At 36.6% G+C, this 20,160-nt stretch carries 15 protein-coding genes; 9 read left to right on the top strand and 6 right to left on the bottom strand.

What is annotated here, in order from left to right; genetic code table 11:
• The first annotated feature begins 28 nt into the window (after positions 1-28).
• The 6 genes from B5X53_RS05720 (at position 29) to B5X53_RS05695 (ending at position 9,587) form a co-directional block, all read left to right on the top strand.
• Positions 29-1,036 (top strand): glycoside hydrolase family 43 protein, encoded by a 1,008-nt coding sequence (locus B5X53_RS05720; RefSeq protein ID WP_079712282.1) that lies wholly within the window; start codon positions 29-31, stop codon positions 1,034-1,036.
• Between the two features lie 338 nt (positions 1,037-1,374).
• Entirely contained in the window at positions 1,375-2,616 is a 1,242-nt protein-coding gene (locus B5X53_RS05715) for a BNR repeat-containing protein (RefSeq protein ID WP_198550759.1), read from the top strand.
• A 19-nt stretch (positions 2,617-2,635) separates the two neighbouring features.
• Positions 2,636-5,749, top strand: a complete 3,114-nt coding sequence (locus B5X53_RS05710; RefSeq protein WP_079712280.1) for a beta-galactosidase, LacZ type — start codon at positions 2,636-2,638, stop codon at positions 5,747-5,749.
• A 61-nt stretch (positions 5,750-5,810) separates the two neighbouring features.
• Entirely contained in the window at positions 5,811-7,658 is a 1,848-nt protein-coding gene (locus B5X53_RS05705; RefSeq protein ID WP_079712279.1) for a glycoside hydrolase family 2 protein, read from the top strand.
• Positions 7,658-8,680, top strand: coding sequence for a family 43 glycosylhydrolase (locus B5X53_RS05700; RefSeq protein ID WP_079712278.1), 1,023 nt, complete (start codon positions 7,658-7,660; stop codon positions 8,678-8,680). Before B5X53_RS05705 ends, B5X53_RS05700 begins: the two co-directional genes overlap by 1 nt.
• 103 nt (positions 8,681-8,783) lie before the next feature.
• Positions 8,784-9,587 carry a 3-keto-disaccharide hydrolase gene (locus B5X53_RS05695; protein WP_079712277.1) on the top strand — a complete coding sequence of 268 codons (804 nt, stop codon included), beginning with the start codon at positions 8,784-8,786 and terminating at the stop codon, positions 9,585-9,587.
• A gap of 107 nt (positions 9,588-9,694) precedes the next feature.
• On the opposite strand, the gene B5X53_RS05690 is transcribed toward B5X53_RS05695, so the two are convergent.
• Entirely contained in the window at positions 9,695-9,871 is a 177-nt protein-coding gene (locus tag B5X53_RS05690) for a histone H1 (RefSeq protein WP_075325781.1), read from the bottom strand.
• Positions 9,872-10,236: 365 nt separating this feature from the next.
• On the opposite strand from B5X53_RS05690, the gene B5X53_RS05685 reads away from it, so the two are divergent.
• Positions 10,237-11,700 carry a glycoside hydrolase family 130 protein gene (locus B5X53_RS05685; RefSeq protein ID WP_079712276.1) on the top strand — a complete coding sequence of 488 codons (1,464 nt, stop codon included), beginning with the start codon at positions 10,237-10,239 and terminating at the stop codon, positions 11,698-11,700.
• Here the strand turns inward: B5X53_RS05685 and B5X53_RS05680 are convergent.
• Positions 11,686-12,711 (bottom strand): glycosyltransferase family 4 protein, encoded by a 1,026-nt coding sequence (locus B5X53_RS05680; RefSeq protein ID WP_079712275.1) that lies wholly within the window; start codon positions 12,709-12,711, stop codon positions 11,686-11,688. The two genes, B5X53_RS05685 and B5X53_RS05680, sit on opposite strands and share 15 nt — an antisense overlap.
• Positions 12,708-14,990 carry a glycosyltransferase family 4 protein gene (locus B5X53_RS05675; protein WP_079712274.1) on the bottom strand — a complete coding sequence of 761 codons (2,283 nt, stop codon included), beginning with the start codon at positions 14,988-14,990 and terminating at the stop codon, positions 12,708-12,710. The genes B5X53_RS05680 and B5X53_RS05675 overlap by 4 nt, the downstream gene beginning before the upstream one ends.
• A 568-nt stretch (positions 14,991-15,558) precedes the next feature.
• Here B5X53_RS05675 and B5X53_RS05670 point away from each other — a divergent pair.
• Positions 15,559-16,113 carry a helix-turn-helix transcriptional regulator gene (locus B5X53_RS05670; RefSeq protein ID WP_079712273.1) on the top strand — a complete coding sequence of 185 codons (555 nt, stop codon included), beginning with the start codon at positions 15,559-15,561 and terminating at the stop codon, positions 16,111-16,113.
• Positions 16,114-16,192: 79 nt separating this feature from the next.
• Entirely contained in the window at positions 16,193-17,629 is a 1,437-nt protein-coding gene (locus B5X53_RS05665) for an alpha/beta hydrolase family protein (protein WP_079712272.1), read from the top strand.
• Between the two features lie 125 nt (positions 17,630-17,754).
• Here the strand turns inward: B5X53_RS05665 and B5X53_RS05660 are convergent, their stop codons facing one another.
• The 3 genes from B5X53_RS05660 to B5X53_RS05650 are packed head-to-tail and all read right to left on the bottom strand — an operon-like array spanning position 17,755 to position 20,131.
• Positions 17,755-18,432 carry a type 1 glutamine amidotransferase domain-containing protein gene (locus B5X53_RS05660; RefSeq protein ID WP_079712271.1) on the bottom strand — a complete coding sequence of 226 codons (678 nt, stop codon included), beginning with the start codon at positions 18,430-18,432 and terminating at the stop codon, positions 17,755-17,757.
• Positions 18,433-18,460: 28 nt separating this feature from the next.
• Positions 18,461-19,093, bottom strand: a complete 633-nt coding sequence (locus tag B5X53_RS05655; RefSeq protein ID WP_079712270.1) for an SDR family oxidoreductase — start codon at positions 19,091-19,093, stop codon at positions 18,461-18,463.
• A gap of 45 nt (positions 19,094-19,138) precedes the next feature.
• Positions 19,139-20,131, bottom strand: a complete 993-nt coding sequence (locus B5X53_RS05650) for an NADP-dependent oxidoreductase (protein WP_079712269.1) — start codon at positions 20,129-20,131, stop codon at positions 19,139-19,141.
• Positions 20,132-20,160 lie beyond the last annotated feature (29 nt).

Below are 20,160 nucleotides of genomic sequence, written 5' to 3'. Positions count from 1 at the left end.
CTTTATTACATAATAAAGGAAATAACAAATGGAGTATAAAAAAATTTTTCTGATAGTAGTCGGAATTTTAATGAATTTCCCTGCAGGATTTTCACAAAACAGGGAGAATAAAATAAGAAAAAATGTGCCCCTTGATTCTATCCGGCTAAGCGACCCTGCTATTCTGGCCGATGATGCCACCTCTACTTATTACATGACTGGCACCGGTGGTATGTTATGGAAAAGTAAAGATTTAAAAATGTGGACAGGTCCTTTTAATGTCGTACAAACAGATCCCAATTCCTGGATGGGAGATAACCCAATGATTTGGGCTGCAGAAATACACCAATATAATGATAAGTACTATTACTTCGCCACCTTCACCAACAGGGATGTCATTATTGATACTGTAAAAGGAAACGAAATAGAGCGTCGTGCCAGCCATATCCTGGTAAGTGACAAACCCGACGGGCCCTACGTACCCATGGAAGATCTTACTTATTTGCCGCCAGAAAAACCTACTCTGGATGGTACATTTTGGGAAGATACAGATGGTAAACCATATATGATTTACTGCCACGAATGGCTTCAAAATTGGGATGGAACTATGGAGAAAATAGAACTAAAACCTGACCTAAGCGGCTCAATAGGGAAAGGAGAAATCCTCTTCCGTGCCAGTGATTCCCCCTGGAGCAAGGAATATGATGAAGAGGACAATGAGGTACCCAACAAAGTAACCGACGGCCCCTGGCTTTTCCGAACTAAAACCGGGAAATTAGGAATGATTTGGACCAGCTGGGACCACAGTGTTTATGCCCAGGGTGTCGCCTATTCTAAGAGTGGCACACTGGACGGTCCATGGGAGCACGAAAAAGAATTAATTACCCCTCCAGATTATGGACACGGGATGATGTTCCACACATTTGAAGGCAAATTGCTTATGTCTGTCCACAGCCACAGAGAAGATGAAAATGGAAGGTATATTCGCATCCCACATCTATTTAATGTAGATGATTCTGGAGATAAAATAGTCATTAATCATCTGCGGAACGATTAAAAATAATTTATCAAAGAAAAACTAACTCAGCCTTGATAAGGTTGAAATCCATTGTAAAATCTGAAATCCTGATTATTCCTTTATTCACAACTTAACATTATTAATTAACAAGTATCAAGCATCCAATTCAAGAACTATAAAAGTGAAGTTTTTAAGTGTAGTTTTTACGTTTATTATTGTAGAAATCATTAAATTTACTTTTAGAATTTACAAAAAAATTGATTTTTTCTCTAATTCATTTTTATTCCATGACTATAGATCGCTGCTGTAACAGAAAGTTTTTCCTTTTCCTTTCTCTAGGTTGTATTATCGTTTTGAATGCTTGCGTTTCTTCAAAGATGGCGGAAATATATGTCGGGGATGGCTGGGCAAATAATTCAGTAAATACTGTGATTTTTAGGGAAAAAGCAATTACCACTCATAAAAAGAATCAGTTTACGGCATTTTACAATGAGGAGGGATTTATGGTACTGGCTAAACGCAAATTAGACAGATCTTCCTGGGAAATTCATAAAACTCGCTATAAAGGAAATACAAAAGATGCACATAATGCCATAAGTATCGCCATTGATGGAGATGGCTTCTTGCACGTAAGCTGGGACCATCATGATAACGAACTTCGCTATGCTAGAAGTAAAAAAGCTTTGGGATTAGAGCTATCGGAAAAAATGCCGATGACCAATAACCTGGAAGATAAAGTTTCATATCCGCAATTTTATAATCTTAAAGATGGAAATTTAGTTTTCTTCTATCGTTCAGGCCATTCGGGCAGTGGGAGTTTAATAGCTAATAATTACAGTACCAAAACTCACAATTGGACGAGATTACAGGACAACTTAATTGACGGTGAAGATAAGCGCAACGCTTACTGGCAAACTACGGTTGATTCTAAAGGAACCATTCATATTTCCTGGGTTTGGCGGGAAAGCTGGGATGTTGCCACCAACCACGATATAGCCTATGCTCGCTCTAAAGATGGTGGCAAAACCTGGGAGAAATCTACCGGAGAAAAATATGAGTTACCCATAACCGAGTCCTCTGCTGAATACGCCTGGAAAGTCCCACAAAACAGCAGCCTAATAAATCAAACCTCTATCACCACCGATGCAGAAGGTAATCCCTATATCGCGAGTTATTGGAATGAGGAGAATATAGATGCTACACAATTTCAGGTTGTTTATCTAGAAGATGGTAACTGGAAAAAAGAAACAACAGATTTCAGAAAAAGTTTTTTCAACCTTGGCGGTGGCGGCACAAAGAGTATTCCTATTTCGAGACCTGAAATACTTATTGGGGAAAACGTAAGAGGAAAAAAGGTGTATTTACTTTTTAGAGATGAAGAACGAGATAATAAAGTCTCTATTGCGGGTAAATCATTTTTCTCCAACGATAAATGGAAGGTAGATGATCTTACAGATTATTCTGTAGGGCAATGGGAGCCTAATTACGACAAAGAGCTATTTCAAATAAAAAATGACTTACATATTTTTCTTCAAAAAGTAATTCAGGTAGATGGAGAAGGAATTGCCGAAGAAGAAGCGACACCTATAAAAATATTGGAAATTAAAAACTTACCCTAATACTTAGAAATTTATAAAAATGAGAAAGATAATTAGCTTAGCTATTGTGTTATTCAGCCTAACAAATGGAATGGCACAGGAGAAGAACGATTGGGAGAATCCGGAACTCCTGGACAAGAACAAAGAAGAAGGACGCAGCTACTTTGTACTGTATGAATCGGAAAAGCAGGCTCAAACAAAAAAACCAAAAGCTTCCAATTTATATCAAAGTTTAAATGGAAATTGGAAATTTAATATCGTAAAAACTCCCGCAGAACGGCCCAAAGATTTTTATGAACCAAATCTAGACGATTCTAATTGGGATAATATCACAGTACCTTCAAACTGGGAGATAGAAGGATTTGATATTCCTATCTACACCAATGTAACCTACCCCTTCCCAAAAAACCCACCTTATATTGACGATGCCTATAATCCGGTGGGTAGCTACAGAAAAAATTTCTCGATCCCTAAGGATTGGAAGGATAAAGAAATAATCCTCCATTTTGGTTCCATTTCCGGTTACGCCCAGGTTTTCCTTAACGGAGAAGAATTGGGAATGACCAAAGCCGCAAAAACTCCGGCAGAATTTAATATTACCGAAAATTTAAAAAAAGGTGAAAATGTCTTAGCGGTACAGGTTTTTCGCTGGCACGATGGCCGATATATTGAAGACCAGGATTTCTGGCGATTAAGTGGAATTGAAAGAGATGTCTTTCTTCAGGCTATGCCCAAAACGGCCATCTGGGATTATTTCGTAAAAAGTGAATTAGACCAGGAATACGAAAACGGACTGTTTAATGTAGAAGTGGATATACGCGAATTCAATAAATCTAAAATTAAGAACCCTGTACTTTCAATTAGTTTAAAAGATAATGAAGGCCAGGAAGTTTATACGGAAGAAAAGCAAGTTACTACAACTGATGAAAACATTATTTTTTCAGAAACTATCCAGGATGTTAAAAAATGGAGTGGAGAACATCCTAATTTATACCAATATACTATTCAGCTAAAAGATCGCAGAAACAATGCATTAGCCGTAATTTCTGGAAAAACAGGGTTCAGAACTGTTGAGATCGACGATGCCCAATTAAAAGTAAATGGTGAACCAATAACCGTAAAGGGAGTTAACCTCCATGAACATCACGGTGATAAAGGTCACGTACCCGATGAACGAATTACCAAAAAAGACCTTGAAGTAATGGCACAAAATAATATTAACGCCATTAGAATGAGCCACTACCCTCACGGCCAATATATTTATGACATGGCGGATGAATACGGATTTTACATCGTAGACGAAGCCAACATTGAAACTCATGATATGGGGGCCGAGTGGCAGGGAAATTTTGATAAAGAAGCTCATCCTGCTTACCGGGAAGAATGGAGAAATGCTCATTTAGACCGTATCAAGCGTATGATGCAGTATAATAAAAACCATAGTTCAATTATTATATGGTCTTTGGGGAACGAAAGTGGTAATGGCCCCGTATTTTATGATGCGTATGACTGGCTAAAAGAAAATGACCCTACCCGACCGGTTCAATTCGAACAGGCTGGAGAGAATAGAAATACAGATATTGTAGCTCCGATGTATCCCGGGATTCAGAGTATGAAAAATTATGCGAATGCGGAGGATAAAACACGGCCGTATATTATGTGTGAATATTCTCATGCGATGGGAAATAGTAACGGTAACTTTCAGGAATACTGGGATATTATTGAAAACAGCCCGCATATGCAAGGTGGCTTTATTTGGGATTGGGTAGACCAGGGCCTACGAGCTTATACCGATGAAGGTGAAGAATTTTGGGCCTACGGCGGCGATCTTGGTGGAGAGAACATGCACCACGATCAAAACTTTAATGCTAACGGTTTAGTAACAGCAGACCGCGAACCTCACCCAGCCTTATTTGAGGTTAAAAAAGTACACCAGAATATAAAATTCAGTTTAGATGGACAGAATTTAACTGTTCAAAATGATTTCAATTTTACTAATCTTGATAAGTATCAATTTAAATGGGAATTAGTGAAAAATGGGAAAGTAGTAAAAGAAGAATACTTCAATGTAGAGGCTGCACCAAATACGGAATCTAAAGTTAAGCTTGAACTTCCGGAATTGGGCGATGAAGAGGAGACTTATATGAATGTATTTGCCTATACAAAAGAAGCAACTGAACTAATCCCGGTAGGTCACGAAATTGCCAGAGAACAGTTTCCGCTTAATAAAGCTTCCTTTTTTGAATCTGAAAAAGAACAAATTGAAGGTAATATAACTCATCATTTTGATAATGAAATTTTTAGTTTTAGCACAAATAACATTTCAGGTAAAATTGATGCCAAAACAGGAAAAATAACGGAATATAATTATACCAATTCAGAAGAAGAATTCATTAGCCAATTCCCGCAACCTTACTTCTGGCGAGCTCCAACCGATAATGATTTTGGTAATCAAATGCCAGAGCGTTTAAAAGCCTGGAAAGAAGCAACTAATAATGAACCTGAAGTACAGGACTTTAAAATTGATGATAAAAAAGAGGATGGAGTTGAAGTTCAGGTAACTTATCAACTTCAGGAAGTGAATGTTCCCTATACCGTTTCATATTTTATTAAAAACAACGGCGAAATTAAAGTTTCAGCAAATATCAATATGGAAGGGAAAGAAACGCTGGAGCTTCCCAGGTTTGGTATGCGCATGATATTGCCCGGGGAGTATGAAAATCTTACCTATTACGGTCGGGGTCCCTGGGAGAACTATAACGACAGGAATTCATCAGCCTTTTTGGGAGTTTATGAAGATAAAGTAGAAAACCAGTTTACCTGGACCTACATTCGTCCACAGGAAGCCGGTTATAAAACCGATACCCGTTGGTTAACTTTAACTAATACTAACGGAAAAGGAATAAAAATTATAGGCGATCAACCTTTAGGTTTTAGCGCACTTGATGTAAAGACTGAAGATTTAGATCCCGGGGAATCAAAAAATCAGATGCACCCGACAGATATTCCAACTTACGATAAAGTATTTTTACACGTAGATCTTAAACAACGTGGGTTGGGAGGAAACAACAGCTGGGGAGCTTATCCGCTTGAAAAGTATTTATTAAAGGATAATCACTACTCCTACTCCTATACCATCAGCCTAATAAAATAGGGTAATTTCACAATACCGACAGTCCGAAAAATGGAGTGTCGGTATTTTTTTAAGCAGGATTATGAAAAACATTGTAATTATAATTTTATTGTTGGTAATAAATTATCCCGGGCAAGCCCAGGAAGGCCTTATTACTAATATCAACGGTAGAGAATCGAAATCATTAAACGGTAGCTGGAACTATATTATAGATCCTTATGAAACGGGGTTTTATGATTACAGATATAAAGAAAGAAATGAAAATGACGGCGAGGCCTATTGGAGCCGTCCTCAAGAAGAAAAGAAAGAAGATCGTATAGAACACGGTTACGAGGAGCCTTATACGCTTCAGGTTCCTGGCGATTGGAATTCCCAGGCGGATGTTTTTAAATATTACGAGGGCACCGTTTGGTATCAGCGTAGTTTCGATTTGGATGATTTAGATAAAAACGAGCGATACTTTTTATATTTTGGAGCAGTCAATTATGAAGCCCACGTATATCTAAACGAAAAGAAAATAGGCTCACATAAGGGAGGTTTTACACCTTTCAATTTTGAAGTTCCGAAAGAACTTTTACAAAAAGAAGACAATTTTTTGGTTGTAAAAGTTGATAATAAAAGGCATCCGGAAGAAATCCCGACTGTAAATACCGATTGGTGGAATTTTGGTGGAATAACCAGAGACGTAGCGCTTATTAAACTTCCAAATAATTTCGTTGAGGATTATACCCTTCGATTGTCTCCTGACCAGGATATAGAACGTTCTGAAAGAAAAAACAAATTTACTATCAGTGGAAGTTTTAAAGTTAATGAAAGCGCAGATTCCAATGCTAAAGTGAATTTAGAAATACCCGAACTCAAATTCAAAAAAGAATTTACAAAAGATGCCATTTCAGAATTTGAATTCAATGTCAAAAATTTAGAACTCTGGTCTCCTGAGAATCCTAAACTTTACGACGTAAAAATCTCTTACAATAACCATACGATTTCAGATAAAATTGGTTTCAGAAAGATAGAAACCTCCGGTAAGGACATCCTTTTAAATGGTGAGAAAATCTTTTTGCGTGGCATTAGTATTCATGAAGAAATTCCGCAAGATGTAAGAAGGGCAAAAAATAAAGAGGATGCAAAACAGCTTTTTGGTTATGTTAAGGATCTTAATGCAAATATGGTCCGTTTAGCACACTATCCTCATAATGAAAACATGACCCGTTTAGCCGATTCCCTCGGGATTATGGTATGGTCAGAGATTCCGGTTTACTGGACTATAGATTTTGAAAGTGAAAAAGTTCTTGAAAAAGCAAAAACTCAGTTACAGGAAATGATTACCCGGGATAAAAACCGGGCATCGGTGATTATTTGGTCGGTAGGTAATGAAACCCCCGTAAGTGAGACCCGTACCAATTTCATGAAAAGCTTAATCGAACGAACACGAAAATTAGATAATACTCGACTGGTTTCTGCTGCGCTAGAAGTGGGTTATAACCGGGAGAAAAATTATGTTGATGACCCATTAGGAGAATTTACTGATATTGTTTCGGTAAACGAATATCTGGGCTGGTATGGAGATCTGCCTCACGCTAAAGAAAATTCAAATTGGGAGGTGGCTTATGACAAACCTTTATTCATTAGTGAAACCGGCGCCGGAGCTAAGGGTGGATTTTACGGAGAAAAAAATGAACGTTGGACTGAAGAATTTCAGCAGTGGTATTATGAGGAGACCATAAAAATGATGAAGCGCATGCCCGATAATTATAGTGGAATTTCCCCCTGGATATTGACTGATTTCCGCTCCCCGCGAAGAAACCATCCAAAATACCAAGAAGGCTGGAACCGAAAAGGTTTAATTGATGATAAAGGCAATAAAAAGAAAGCTTTTAATATCCTGCAAAAATATTATGAGGAAATTGAGAAAAACAAAAGTAAATAATGAAAAGAATAAATTCAGGTAAATTTATTTTACTAACCTTACTACCCTTCCTTATTATCTCTTGCAAGAATGAGAAAAAGGCTATAAATGATCAAACCGATTCAATAAAAAAGGAAAATTCGGAAGAACTTATATCAAATCCTTTTCATGACGGGTATTACGCTGATCCTGAGATCATAAAAGAAGACGATACCTATTTTATTTACGCAACCATGGATCCCTGGGGAGGAGAAAAATTGGCGGTTTTAGAAACCAAAAATTTTAAAAACTTTAAAACCCATCATCTAAACTGGCCCACTAAAAAAGATAATACCAGTTCCACGTCGGGCGATGCAATGGTTTGGGCCCCAGATGTGATAAAGGCTAAAAATGGAAAGTATTATATGTACATCTCAGTTGGAAGTGAGATATGGGCAGGAGTAAGTGAAAAACCTCTGGGCCCGTGGAAAAATGCTAAAGAAGATAATACGCCTTTAATAAGAAGTAACTTATACCCAGAATATCACATGATAGATGCTCACTGTTTTATCGATAATGACGGGCAGGCTTATCTCTTTTGGGGTTCGGGACTTAACTGGAAAAACGGTCGCTGTTTTGCAGTAAAACTCGAAGGGGACATGATTAGTTTCGATGGAGAAATTAAAGATATCACTCCTCCAAATTACTTTGAAGCTCCATACATTTTTCAGGAAAATGATAAATATTATATGACATATTCTGATGGTAAAGCGATAGACTCCACCTATAAAATTAGATATTCTATAAGTGATTCACCATTGGGGCCCTGGACAGAAGGGACAAACAGTCCTATTGCTACAACCAATACAGCAATAAACGTGTACGGGCCCGGGCATAATTCAATCTTCAAAGAGGATAATCAGTATTATCTTTTATATCACCAGATATATCCGCAGGATAAAGATTATGTTTTAAGACAATTAAGGATAGATAGCCTTAATTTTGATCAGGAGGGAAATATTAAAAAGATCTCCTATGAAGGAATAAAATCTTTTAGCGATTAAAGGATAAAAAGTAGGATACTCAAATAGGAAACCTTGAAAACCAAATTTCGATGTACGAATAAACTGGATTATATTCTGGTATATCAACCCAAACATAAAACCGATGAAAAATTATCTCCTTATACTATCAATAATTTTAAGCACTTCTTTTTTGGCCTGTAAATCAGACACTAAAAAAGAAGAAAATAAAGAACCGGAAAGCGAATGGGTTAACCTTTTTAATGGAGAAAACCTGGATGGTTGGATTGCTAAGTTTCATCATCACGAAGTTGGAGAAAATTATGCAAATACTTTTCGTGTCAAAGACAGTATTATTCAGGTTAATTATAGCGATTACGATGAATTTGACGAACGTTACGGCCATTTATTCTACGAAGAACCTTTCTCTTCATATCACTTAAAATTTGAATATCGCTTTACTAATGAGTGGATGGAAGATGCACCCGATTACGCTTACCGTAATAGCGGTGTGATGTTTCATTCCCAGGCTCCTGAAACTATTCTTAAAGAGCAGGACTGGCCAATTTCAGTAGAGTACCAAATGCTTGCCGATGAGGGAGACGGAGAGCCGCGGCCAACCGGAAATATGTGTTCCCCCGGTACTGAGGTGTTTTTTGAAGGTGAGATGGATCCCCGCCATTGCATCGAATCTTCTTCAGAAACTTTCCCCCTTGAGGAATGGGTACAAGCGGAACTAATTGTTTACAGCGACTCGCTGGTAATCCACAAAGTAAATGGAGAAAAAGTTTTGGAATATACCAAACCTCAAATTGGCGGCGGCGTAGTAAGCGGGTATGATCCTGAAATCAAAAAAGACCGTAAACTTTTAACCGAAGGGTACATAGGTCTTCAAGCAGAAGGACAGGGAGTAGAATTTAAAAATATTAAAATAAAAGAGTTTAATTAACTCTTAAGTACTACCGGTATAGTTTATCCCTGCAAGATATTGAAACTCGACCAGGAAACTCTCTGAAACAACATAAAAAAACCTCCTTTTCAGGAGGTTTCCAGGTGTTACTTTTTTGATTCTGCAACTGAAACTTTTCTGAATTCCTTTAAAAGTTTTTCCAGTTCTAAAGAAGATTTTCTCGCTCTTGTACCGGCACTTTTATTGCCAGACTCCAACTGTGCATTAGCTTCTGTTTGGAAATTTTCAAATGTAGATTGAATGTTTTCAACAAGTTCTTTCATGATAGTAGATTTAAAATTTAAAACGCTAAAATAACAGAATATTCGCCGGAGACCTCAATTTTGGGATATTTTTACTGAATAATTTTAAAGAATATCAATTAGTAATTCGGGAGAATGACTCCTCCCAGATGATTAAGCTTTTATAATCCTTTTTTTATCAAATAATTAGGCTACCCTGATACACTGCATACAGCCACTAAAAGAGAATTAGATTATTCTGACCTAAATAAGAATTGAGATAAAACTATAAGATCAAAAAGTAGTATCTAAATGCTCCGTTTTCCGCAAAAATTAAGATTGAAACTAAGTTTTGTATTCAATTAACCAATATCTTTAAAAGGTTTCCCCTTAAAGTGTTCATTTTTATGAGAGTTTCAGTAGAACGAAAAGATGTTAAGTTTATGCCAGATTCGAGCCGGGTTGTGGTGAGGTTTTTTATGAATGGGGATCAACGCACGCAAAATTTGGTTACAAGGATTTTGGCGATGAGTGATTTTCAGGTTAATCAAACCTTAGAACAAACATTAAGAGAATTTTCCTGGCGCCACCGTAATATTTCCAAAATATTTTTAAAGCATTGTTCTAATATTCGGCATATCATTGAAGCGATGCAGGTCAATTACGCTGAACTTTCTGAAGAAAGAAAATTGCTTATTGGTTCCTATTGCACCATGGAGTATGCCCTGGAATCGGCCGCATTTTTCAATCCTTCTATGATTGAAGATTTTGACCAAACCTATTTAGAAGAAGGGGAAAAAAGAGTAATTATTTCCTTCAGGGCAACGGGAGAAGGCCATATTTCTTCTTTGGTATTTAGAAGGGGAATTCTGGATAAGAACAACGATTTACATTTAATGAAAATCGGGAATCATATTGATAAAGCTGAAATCTCCCACAAAAAATTATATGATAAAAAACGCTTTATAGAACGGCTGGAGGAAATGGATATTCCCATGAAATTTTCTAAAGCTATTATGAACAGGTTACCCGATAGATTTGAATATTATGTTTTAAAACAGGAAGTACGCAAAATACTGGAAGACACGAATATGATTGCCGAAAGAAGAAGGGCCCTGGAAGAAATAACCTGGCTGGTTGACTCTTTCTATGATATTGAATTTAAACACGATGCCGATCTTTCTGCCCGAGTAATTTTTCCCATTTCAGAATCGGAAAGCAGTGGTATTGAAGACGCTCGTTTTGTTAGATTTATTGATGATGATGGGCAAATAAAAGTATATGCGACCTATACAGCCTATAATGGCCGGACTATTTTGCCAAAGCTTCTCTCTACCGATGATTTTTATACCTTCAGAATTATGCCTCTTCACGGCGACGGGGCTCAAAACAAAAATTTAGCACTTTTCCCCACCAAAATAAAAGGAAAATATGCAATGCTGGCCAGAATTGACGGGGTCAATAATTATATCATGTTTTCTGAAAGAAATACTTTATGGAAAAACCCCATTCTTCTTCAGAAGCCGAAATATCCCTGGGAATTTACCCAAATTGGCAACTGTGGTTCGCCTTTATATACAACCGAAGGCTGGTTAATCATTACCCACGGTGTAGGCCCTATGCGTCGTTATTGTATTGGAGCTTCGTTGTTTGATCTGGAAGATCCTACAAAAGAAATTGGCCGCCTTGAAGAACCTCTGGTTACGCCCCTGGAAAATGAAAGAGAAGGTTACGTTCCCAACGTAGTTTACTCTTGTGGAGCGTTAATTCACAACCAAAGCCTTATCTTACCTTACGCGGTCTCAGATTATTCTTCAACCTATGCGGTGGTAAAATTAACCGACTTATTTAGTGCTTTAAAGCGAAGATGATTTATTATTTATTACCGTTTTATAAGCTTCTATATAAGCATTGACCATAGTGTCCAGGCTAAACTTTTTCACCGCCAGAGCTCTGCAGGCTTCAGGTTTAATTTTATCTAATGCTTTTACGGCCAAAACAGCTTCTGCAATATTTTCAGTCAAAAATCCGGTTTTGCCTTCTTCAATAAGTTCCGGCATACTTCCTCTTTCAAAGGCAGTAACTGGTGTGCCGCACATCATAGCTTCCACAACGCTTAAACCAAAGGGTTCTTCAAAGAAAATGGGATGAAGCAATGCTTTTGCATTTCCAAGAAGTTTATCCCGAACTTCAGGGCCTACATTTCCTAAATATTGAATGTTTTCATTATCTATAAAAGGTTTAATTTCTGAATTAAAATAGGCTTCATCCTGGATAAGCCCGGCAATTTTTAGTGGAAGACCGGCTTTCTTAGCGATTTCTATAGCTGCGTGAGCACCTTTATCAGGGTGAATTCTTCCGAAGTAAAGCAGATAATTTTCTTTATTTCCTCTGAAAGTGAAATTTTCAGGATCAAGACCGTGATAAATAGTAGCCAGGTAATCCAATTCCTTGTTTCTATCTGAATTAGAAATAGAAATATATGATGTTGATGAATTATACTTTTTATAAACCGGAAGAATCTTTGAAGAGGAAAATCCGTGAATTGTAGTTAACATAGGAGTTTTAATCAAACCGGAATAACTTAAAGGCAGAAAATCAAAATGATTATGAATAATATCAAAGCGGTGGGCTTGTTCCATTAAATGGCTAATATGCAAACACTCCAATACTTTTGGATGGTTATTCTTATCTACTTCGTATGGAAATTTACACACCCATTCCAGTTTTGCCTTGGTAACAGAATTTCCGGTGGCGAAAAGTGTGACCTGATGACCTTTTTCTACCAAACCTTCCGTTATATTTGAGGCCACCTGTTCCCAGGGACCGTATTGTTCAGGTGGTGTACGCCAGGCTATTGGTGATAGAATTGCAATTTTCATGAGCTATTTACCATTGTTTTTGAAAGCCCAGCAGATTTAAATTCTTTACTTTGGTAAAGTTCTTCGTAAGCCTGCAATACGGTAAGGTGCGAAATTAAATAAGCGAGAGAACTCTCTGCGCCCTGGTTTCTATTTACTCCGTATTTTTCAATTCCGTCGCAGCAACCTTTGGTATCAAAATCATACAGACTCATTCGCAAATCGTTTTCGCCTAAAAACCACATGAACGAAAGAAACAATTTATTTAAAAATTCTTTGTCTTTGGTTAACAAAAACGCCTGGTAGTACATAAGAACCATAGCCAACGCATCTACCGGTTGCTGTGCAAATATTGACCTTTCTTCGTTTTTCACATACCAATTCTTATTTCCTATAATTGAAAGATATCCATGTTTTAAAGTATTTTCAGTAAGAAAATCCATAGACTCCAGAGCTATAGATTTTATCCTTTCATCGTTTAAAATTTGAGTTGCGTGAAGCAGAGATAAGGGTAGAATCCCATTATCATAGGCAAGTAAATTCTCAAACCAGTGCCATCCTTCAGTTCTGTTATTTTCATACTGAGTTACTAACTTTGAGCTCAAGTTTCTTAGATGTACAACCATTTCTTCATCTCCGGGATTAGTTTGCAGGTAGTAACATATCCCGATGATTGTATTAGCGATACTTCTAATGGAGTTTAACCTTTCAAGAACCGGAACAGCATTAAAGAAAACCAGTTTTCCATTTTGATAATAAGCATCGTTAGGAGCATTTCTCATTAAATATCCCAACGCCCAGATGGTTCTTCCGAAGGAATCTTCAGAACCTTTGATGTCTAAAAAATTCCTGTTAAAACTTAAAAAATTCCGGAAAGTTCCATCTTCATTCTGCATATAATGAATGTAGCTTAGATAGATGGGCATTAACTCTAGGGCTAAAGGATTTTTTTTCTGGTTATAAGCCATTAAAGACATTAGTAAAGCCCGGGCATTATCGTCAAGACAATAACCTTCTTTAAGATTAGGAATTCCAAATTTCGCATGTTGAATTATCCCAGTATCATCGGTTAATCTCTTAATATGAGCCAGGGAAAACGGCGGAAGTATTAAAGGATCTATTATTGCTTGTTCTTCATTTAAACTTTCTTTCTTAGGAGTTTTTAAAATACTTTTAGCAAGCTCCAGGTATTTCTCCCCTATTCTGGGCCATTTTATCTCTTTGCCGTATTTATATGCTTTACGTTGAATATCTTTTAGGATACTAGGATTATCCAATAAAGTACCTAGGGTAACAGCCAAATCATCTGAATCATTAAAATTAAAAAGTCGGCCTTTCCCATCTTGTAGCAACTCTGCGGCGTGCCAATAAGGAGTGGATACCACAGCACAACCCGAACCCATAGCATAGGTGAGCGTACCGCTGGTAATCTGGGCTTCGTGGAGATACGGTGTGATGTAAATATCACAGGCCGATAAATATCTGAATAATTCAGTTTCGTCTATAAACTCGTTCAATAATAAAACGTGGTTCTGAAGTTTGAGATTTTTTATGAGTAATTGTAGATAATTCCTGTATTCTTCACCTGAACTACGCAAAACATTGGGATGCGTTTTTCCCAAAACCATATACAGGATTTCCGGATGATTTTTAATGATTTGTGGTAATGCTTTAATAACAGTTTCAATCCCTTTATTTCTCCCAATAAAGCCAAAGGTCATTAGAACTTTTTTCTTCTTCAGTTTAAATTCGGTTTTAGATTGTTTTCTATCAAATTGAATATCAGGGACACCGTGTTCGATAAATGCAATTTTATTATCAGGAACATCATAAACAGAAATCAGAAAAGAAATTGCCATCTGGCTCATCACCACAACCTTATCTGCCATCTTGCAAATTTCCTTTAAAATAGCTTTCTCGGTATAAGATGGGTTTTCTAAAATAGTATGTAACGTAACAATTATTGGGATTTTTACGTGGTGTAATAAGGGCAGTACATAAACGCCCGCGTTTCCTCCAAAAATTCCAAATTCGTGTTCCAGAATACAAATATCGGCTCCATTGGAGTTTATGAAATTTGCTGCTTTTAAATAATCAGTTTGTTGTTCCTGGCGAATAGTAAGTTTTACTTCTTGCGGATAGATATAGGTTTCGTCAAAATCGTTCATAGCGATGATAAGTCGTTTATGATTTTTTTCGCCATCCTGATTTTTTGCCGTCATTGCATAGGCGAGGTTTTGAGTAAAAGTCCCAATCCCGCACTCCCTTGGCGGATATGTCCCTATATAGGCGATCTTCATTTTAAGCTATTTTAATTTACATTTACCCGTAAAAAAGTGGCCTAAAAGTTCGGGGACTTTTTCGAATTGGGGAAGAATCTTAAAGATAAACTTATTTAGCCTAAAATTTTTCTAGTCTATATGTTAACTTATGCTAAAATATGAGTTGATGAGTTTTCGGTGAATAAGCTATTCCGATAACTTTATGGGAGCTTCTGCCAAAAGAACCAAAACAGGAAACGGCATTCTCAGTATGAAAAATCGTATTTCTTTAATAAAAGGAAAATTCATTTTGAAACTGAACGGCATAAAGTATTGAAAATATTGATCCAGATTCCTTGATAATTTATTTCTAATTGTTTATTTTATAGACTAGGAGAATTTGAATTTCTTTTTTACTTTTTAAATCGTTCGTAATTCGGGAAAAAAGTTGATTCACAAAGAACTTAAGCATCTTATCTGATAAAACTAAAACATAAAATTGTTTTAATTTCTCTATATTTAAACTGAACCTGATTCTTTTGCTAAACTTTAGATCCTAATCCCTAGGAATTCTTTCTTTGGTGAAAATCTACATTTATAATTATTAATGGAGTTTAGAGTTGATCCCGACACCTGGTTTGTTTTTAGCATCTTGTTCATTAGCGGATTAGGACTTTTTATAGTAGGCTTCATTGCTATTCCTTATATCTTGCGAAAAAAACAAATCGAGCGTCTACAATTTAAATTTGATAGAAAGAGTGATCGCTTTGAGAAGGTAGAAAAGAAAATTTCACACCGTAGGGAAAATCAGCTGGAAAAGAACAATCAAAAATTAAAATCTGATCTAAAGATATCTCTCAGAGATATAGTGAAAAACAATCAGCTTGAACCTGAAAGCCTTACCTTCTTTTCCGATTTTGAAAAAATATATCCTGACTTCACGTCATCTCTTCAGAAAAAAATTCCAAAAATTACTTCGAATGAAATAAAGCTATGCGCACTGCTGCGAATGAATTTGAGTGCAAAAGCAGTGAGTGAGGTTTTAAACATTACCCCAGAAAGTGTGAATAAGGCACGTTATAGGTTAAGGAAAAAAATAGGCTTAAAACCCAGGGATGATTTATATCTTTTCCTATTAAATATATCAAATTCAGCCAATTAAAATCCTGTCCATTATTTGTCCATTATCATTTTTACAAAATTAGAAGAACTCCTCAGTATGTTTGTTTAAAACAAAACCGATGAGATTTTTCGAAATTATTTTACTGGTAATTGCTACCATCTTTCCAATTCTATTTCTAATTAAGCTGAAGATTCCAAAGAGGAAAACTTTTGCTATATTAATTGGAATTATTTTCGCTTTGCATTTAGTATTAGAAGGAGCCAGGTGGCAAATGTCTCTGGGCTATTTAATAGTTCTTGGAGTTCTTTTTCTGCTGTGGAAACAAACGATACGGGTAAATATGAATTTATTGGTGAAGATATTTTTAACCACCGGCTTTGGAATTGTTTTAATTCTGGGTTGGTTCTTACCTAGTATTTTACCGGTTTTTAAATTACCCACGCCCACTGGTAACCTTGAGATTGGCTCAAAATATATTCATATAAAAACCGATAGACCAGAATCAATTACCTGGGATAAAGATGATAAAAGGGAATTAATGATTAAAGCCTGGTATCCAGCCCAGATTGCAGGTGAAAATTCGGAAAATTACCTTGATAAGGGAAGCAGGCTTGGTTTTGCAGACAAATATGGTTTACCCGGATGGTCGATGGATTATTTAGACCTTATTAAAACCAGTACTTATAAAAGTCCTGAGGTTGCCAATGGGAAATTTCCGGTTTTAATTTTTTCACACGGCCATTATTCTAAAGCTTTTGGTTACTATGCGCTAATTGAAGAAATTGTTAGCCAGGGCTATATTGTTTTAAATATTAATCACACTTATGAAAGTACAGGTTCAATATTTCCAGACGGAGATATAAAGCTATATAACACCACCTATGATAGCTTAAATAATAACCAGGAAATGGCGAATATGGCCTGGAATGCCACCCAGGAATTTAATCAAGCTGAAAGTACTAAAGAAGAATTTAAGGCTATTAAAGACTTAATGGAGGATTACATTGCAGCTGAAAGTATTAAAAGATGGAGTAAGGATATTTCCTCGGTAATAGACCATTTAGAAAATGAAAAGAGTTTCTTGTTCTTAAAAAATCATATTATTAATTCAAATATTGGTGTTTTCGGACATTCACACGGAGGAGCTGCGGCAGGTCAGGTTTTACTTGAAGACAAACGAGTTAAAGCGGCAATAAATATGGATGGCACTCAATGGGGTACTATGGTGAATAGTACACTAAATAAACCTTTTGCTTATATATCTTCAGACTGGCTAAAGGAGCAACCCAATTTCAATAAACACGCATTTCGGAATAAAAGCAATGCCGACTTCTATAATATTAAAATTGAAAATTCCGGACATTCTAATTTTATGGATATTCCATTAATGGTCAATTTTTCTGCTATAAATGAGGAGGGAAGTATAGAACCATTCAAGGCTTACAAGATTACAAATTCACTAATATTGAATTTTTTTGATAAATACCTTTTGAATAAGTCGATAGACATCTTGAAAAACGAGTTTACGGGAATTACAATCGAATCAGAATTTTAGATTCAGTATTTCTAGAATCACTAATTGCCAGTGTTTAGAAATAGGAACTGGATATCTGATTCTTATTATAATCACAAAAACCTGCAACTTTTAAGGTTGCAGGTTTTAAATTAAGAGAGCTTTAGTTATTTAAGCATCTCGTATAGTTTTTCAGAAGCTTTCTCGGAAGATGCAGGATTTTGTCCGGTGATTAAATTTCCATCTTCAAGCACATAAACTTCCCAGTCGCCAGACTTAGAATAAATGCCTCCATTTTCTTTCAGCATATCCTCTACTAAAAATGGAACAACATCGGTTAACTGCACAGCTTCCTCTTCAGTATTGGTGAAACCGGTTACTTTTTTTCCTTTCACTAAGGGTTCCCCATTTTCCTTTTTCACATTTTTAAGAGCTGCTGGTGCATGGCATACCAAACCGATTGGTTTTTTCTGCTTGTTAAACTCCTCTATCAAAGCTATAGAAGTCTTATCTTCAGCAAGATCCCAAAGCGGACCGTGACCTCCGGGGTAGAATACAGCGTCAAATTCTTCCGACTTAATTCCATCTAACTTTAAGGTATTTTCGATCACTTTTTGAGTTTCAGCATCCTTGTAGTAGCGTTTGGTATCCTCGGTTTGTGCATCTTCACTTTCACTGTTAGGATCAATAGGTGCTTTACCTCCTTTGGGTGTAGCTACCGTAACATCAACTCCTTTATCCACCAGGTTGTAATAAGGTGCTGCGAATTCTTCGATCCAAAATCCTGTTTTTTCTCCTGTATCCCCCAATTTATCGTGAGAGGTTAATACAAATAGTACTTTCATATCTTTCTTTTTTTAATTAAAAAATTTCTTAATCACGGACTGCTTTTTCAATCAGAGTCTCGCCATCAAGAATTTCAAAAATCTGGTTCTGCTTTACATCATCGTCCAGAACTTCAACAAGCGTACGAGCCACATTTGCCCTGGAAATACTTTCTTGCTTTTCTAATTTTTTCTTTAGCTGAATTTTTCCGGAACCATCATCATCTGTAAGCGCACCAGGCCTAACAATAGTATAAGTTAAACCGCTCTTTTGAAGGTAATCATCTGCATTCCCTTTGGCTTCCAGATAATCTCCAAGCTCCTCACTCATTTCGGGTTTGCCTGCGCCCATAGAGCTAAGCATTACAAACTTCTCAACTCCTGCATTCTTAGCGGCGTCTATTAATCTTTTTGCTCCTTCCTGATCTACTTCAACCACTTTATTTCCACCAGAACCGGCAGCAAAAATTACTTTATCGGCACCTTTTACAGCCTGGTTTAAATCTTCTTCTAAATCGGCCAGGACAGCGGTTACATTTTCTTTTTCAAAATGCTCTTTTTGCTCTGGTTTTCTTACCATAGCAATAGGTTGATGGTTTTCAGATTTCTTTAATAAATCGATAATGATTCTTCCCGTGCTGCCGTTTGCACCGGCAACTAATACATTCTTCTTTTTACTCATAATCATTTTCTTTTTTTAGTTATAATATATAATCTATTCACCAATCTAAGCCTGTTTAGATAAGCTTATGATTACTTTTCCCTGTGCTCTTCCGGTCGCCAGGTACTCGTAAGCATTAACTCCATCTTCAAATGAATAAATAAGATCTACGATTGACTTTATATCGCCATCTTCTACCATTCCTTTTATCTCCTTCAACTGCGCTGCATTAGGCTGCATCCAGGTGTGTTTATAGGCGACCGAGTTATCTTCAATAAGATTAGATAATTGTTCGGGTAATTTATAACCTTCGATCCCCATTATTTTGGCAGATTCTTCGTCTGGCGGACCTGCAATTGAAGTTACTGTTCCGCCTTCTTTAATAATTTGAAAAGCATCAAACGTATAATCGTCTCCCAAGGTGTCAAAAACAATATCCAGGTTATTGGCTACTTCTTTGTAATCTTCCGTTTTATAATCTATTACGCGGTCAGCTCCTAAAGCTTTTACCCAATCTACATTTTTAGTACTGGTGGTTGTATAAACGATAGCTCCTTTTGCTTTGGCATACTGAATAGCAAAACTACCTACACCCCCGGAACCGGCGTGAATAAGAATTCTGTCGTCTTTTTTTAACCCGGCTTTTTCTAAAGCCTGGATCGCGGTAATTCCTGTTAAAGGCAATCCTGAAGCTTCTTCAAAAGATATATTTTCCGGCTTTCTAACAACTTTATCAGCATCAATGATAACAAACTCTGCAACGGTACCCATTTGTTCATGGGGTACCCTGGAATATATTTCGTCACCGATTTCAAAATCACTAACATCAGCTCCTTTTTCCACAACCACCCCGCTAACATCAAAACCTATTGTAGCCGGTAGCTTTAAAGACACCAGTTCTTTTAGATGTCCTTGTGCCATCTTATAATCAATAGGATTCAATGAAGCCGCTTTAACTTCAACTAAAATCTCATTTGGTTTTACCGATGGTTTTTCGATCTCATTGATGGATAAACTATCCTTAATTTCACCGTATTTTACTATTTGTAGTGCTTTCATTTCTATTGTTTTTTTAATTAAAAATTTAT

It is taken from the genome of Salegentibacter salinarum (assembly GCF_900168115.1).
GTDB classification, from domain to species: Bacteria; Bacteroidota; Bacteroidia; order Flavobacteriales; family Flavobacteriaceae; genus Salegentibacter; species Salegentibacter salinarum.
This window is presented reverse-complemented; position numbering and strand designations above follow the sequence as displayed.

What these genes read in the sequence shown, in the direction of transcription:
- B5X53_RS05720 (WP_079712282.1), top strand. Translation starts at nt 29, where the DNA reads ATGGAGTATAAAAAAATTTTTCTGATAGTAGTCGGAATTTTAATGAAT.
- B5X53_RS05715 (WP_198550759.1), top strand. Translation starts at nt 1,375, where the DNA reads ATGGCGGAAATATATGTCGGGGATGGCTGGGCAAATAATTCAGTAAAT.
- B5X53_RS05710 (WP_079712280.1), top strand. Translation starts at nt 2,636, where the DNA reads ATGAGAAAGATAATTAGCTTAGCTATTGTGTTATTCAGCCTAACAAAT.
- B5X53_RS05705 (WP_079712279.1), top strand. Translation starts at nt 5,811, where the DNA reads ATGAAAAACATTGTAATTATAATTTTATTGTTGGTAATAAATTATCCC.
- B5X53_RS05700 (WP_079712278.1), top strand. Translation starts at nt 7,658, where the DNA reads ATGAAAAGAATAAATTCAGGTAAATTTATTTTACTAACCTTACTACCC.
- B5X53_RS05695 (WP_079712277.1), top strand. Translation starts at nt 8,784, where the DNA reads ATGAAAAATTATCTCCTTATACTATCAATAATTTTAAGCACTTCTTTT.
- B5X53_RS05690 (WP_075325781.1), bottom strand. Translation starts at nt 9,871, where the DNA reads ATGAAAGAACTTGTTGAAAACATTCAATCTACATTTGAAAATTTCCAA.
- B5X53_RS05685 (WP_079712276.1), top strand. Translation starts at nt 10,237, where the DNA reads ATGAGAGTTTCAGTAGAACGAAAAGATGTTAAGTTTATGCCAGATTCG.
- B5X53_RS05680 (WP_079712275.1), bottom strand. Translation starts at nt 12,711, where the DNA reads ATGAAAATTGCAATTCTATCACCAATAGCCTGGCGTACACCACCTGAA.
- B5X53_RS05675 (WP_079712274.1), bottom strand. Translation starts at nt 14,990, where the DNA reads ATGAAGATCGCCTATATAGGGACATATCCGCCAAGGGAGTGCGGGATT.
- B5X53_RS05670 (WP_079712273.1), top strand. Translation starts at nt 15,559, where the DNA reads ATGGAGTTTAGAGTTGATCCCGACACCTGGTTTGTTTTTAGCATCTTG.
- B5X53_RS05665 (WP_079712272.1), top strand. Translation starts at nt 16,193, where the DNA reads ATGAGATTTTTCGAAATTATTTTACTGGTAATTGCTACCATCTTTCCA.
- B5X53_RS05660 (WP_079712271.1), bottom strand. Translation starts at nt 18,432, where the DNA reads ATGAAAGTACTATTTGTATTAACCTCTCACGATAAATTGGGGGATACA.
- B5X53_RS05655 (WP_079712270.1), bottom strand. Translation starts at nt 19,093, where the DNA reads ATGAGTAAAAAGAAGAATGTATTAGTTGCCGGTGCAAACGGCAGCACG.
- B5X53_RS05650 (WP_079712269.1), bottom strand. Translation starts at nt 20,131, where the DNA reads ATGAAAGCACTACAAATAGTAAAATACGGTGAAATTAAGGATAGTTTA.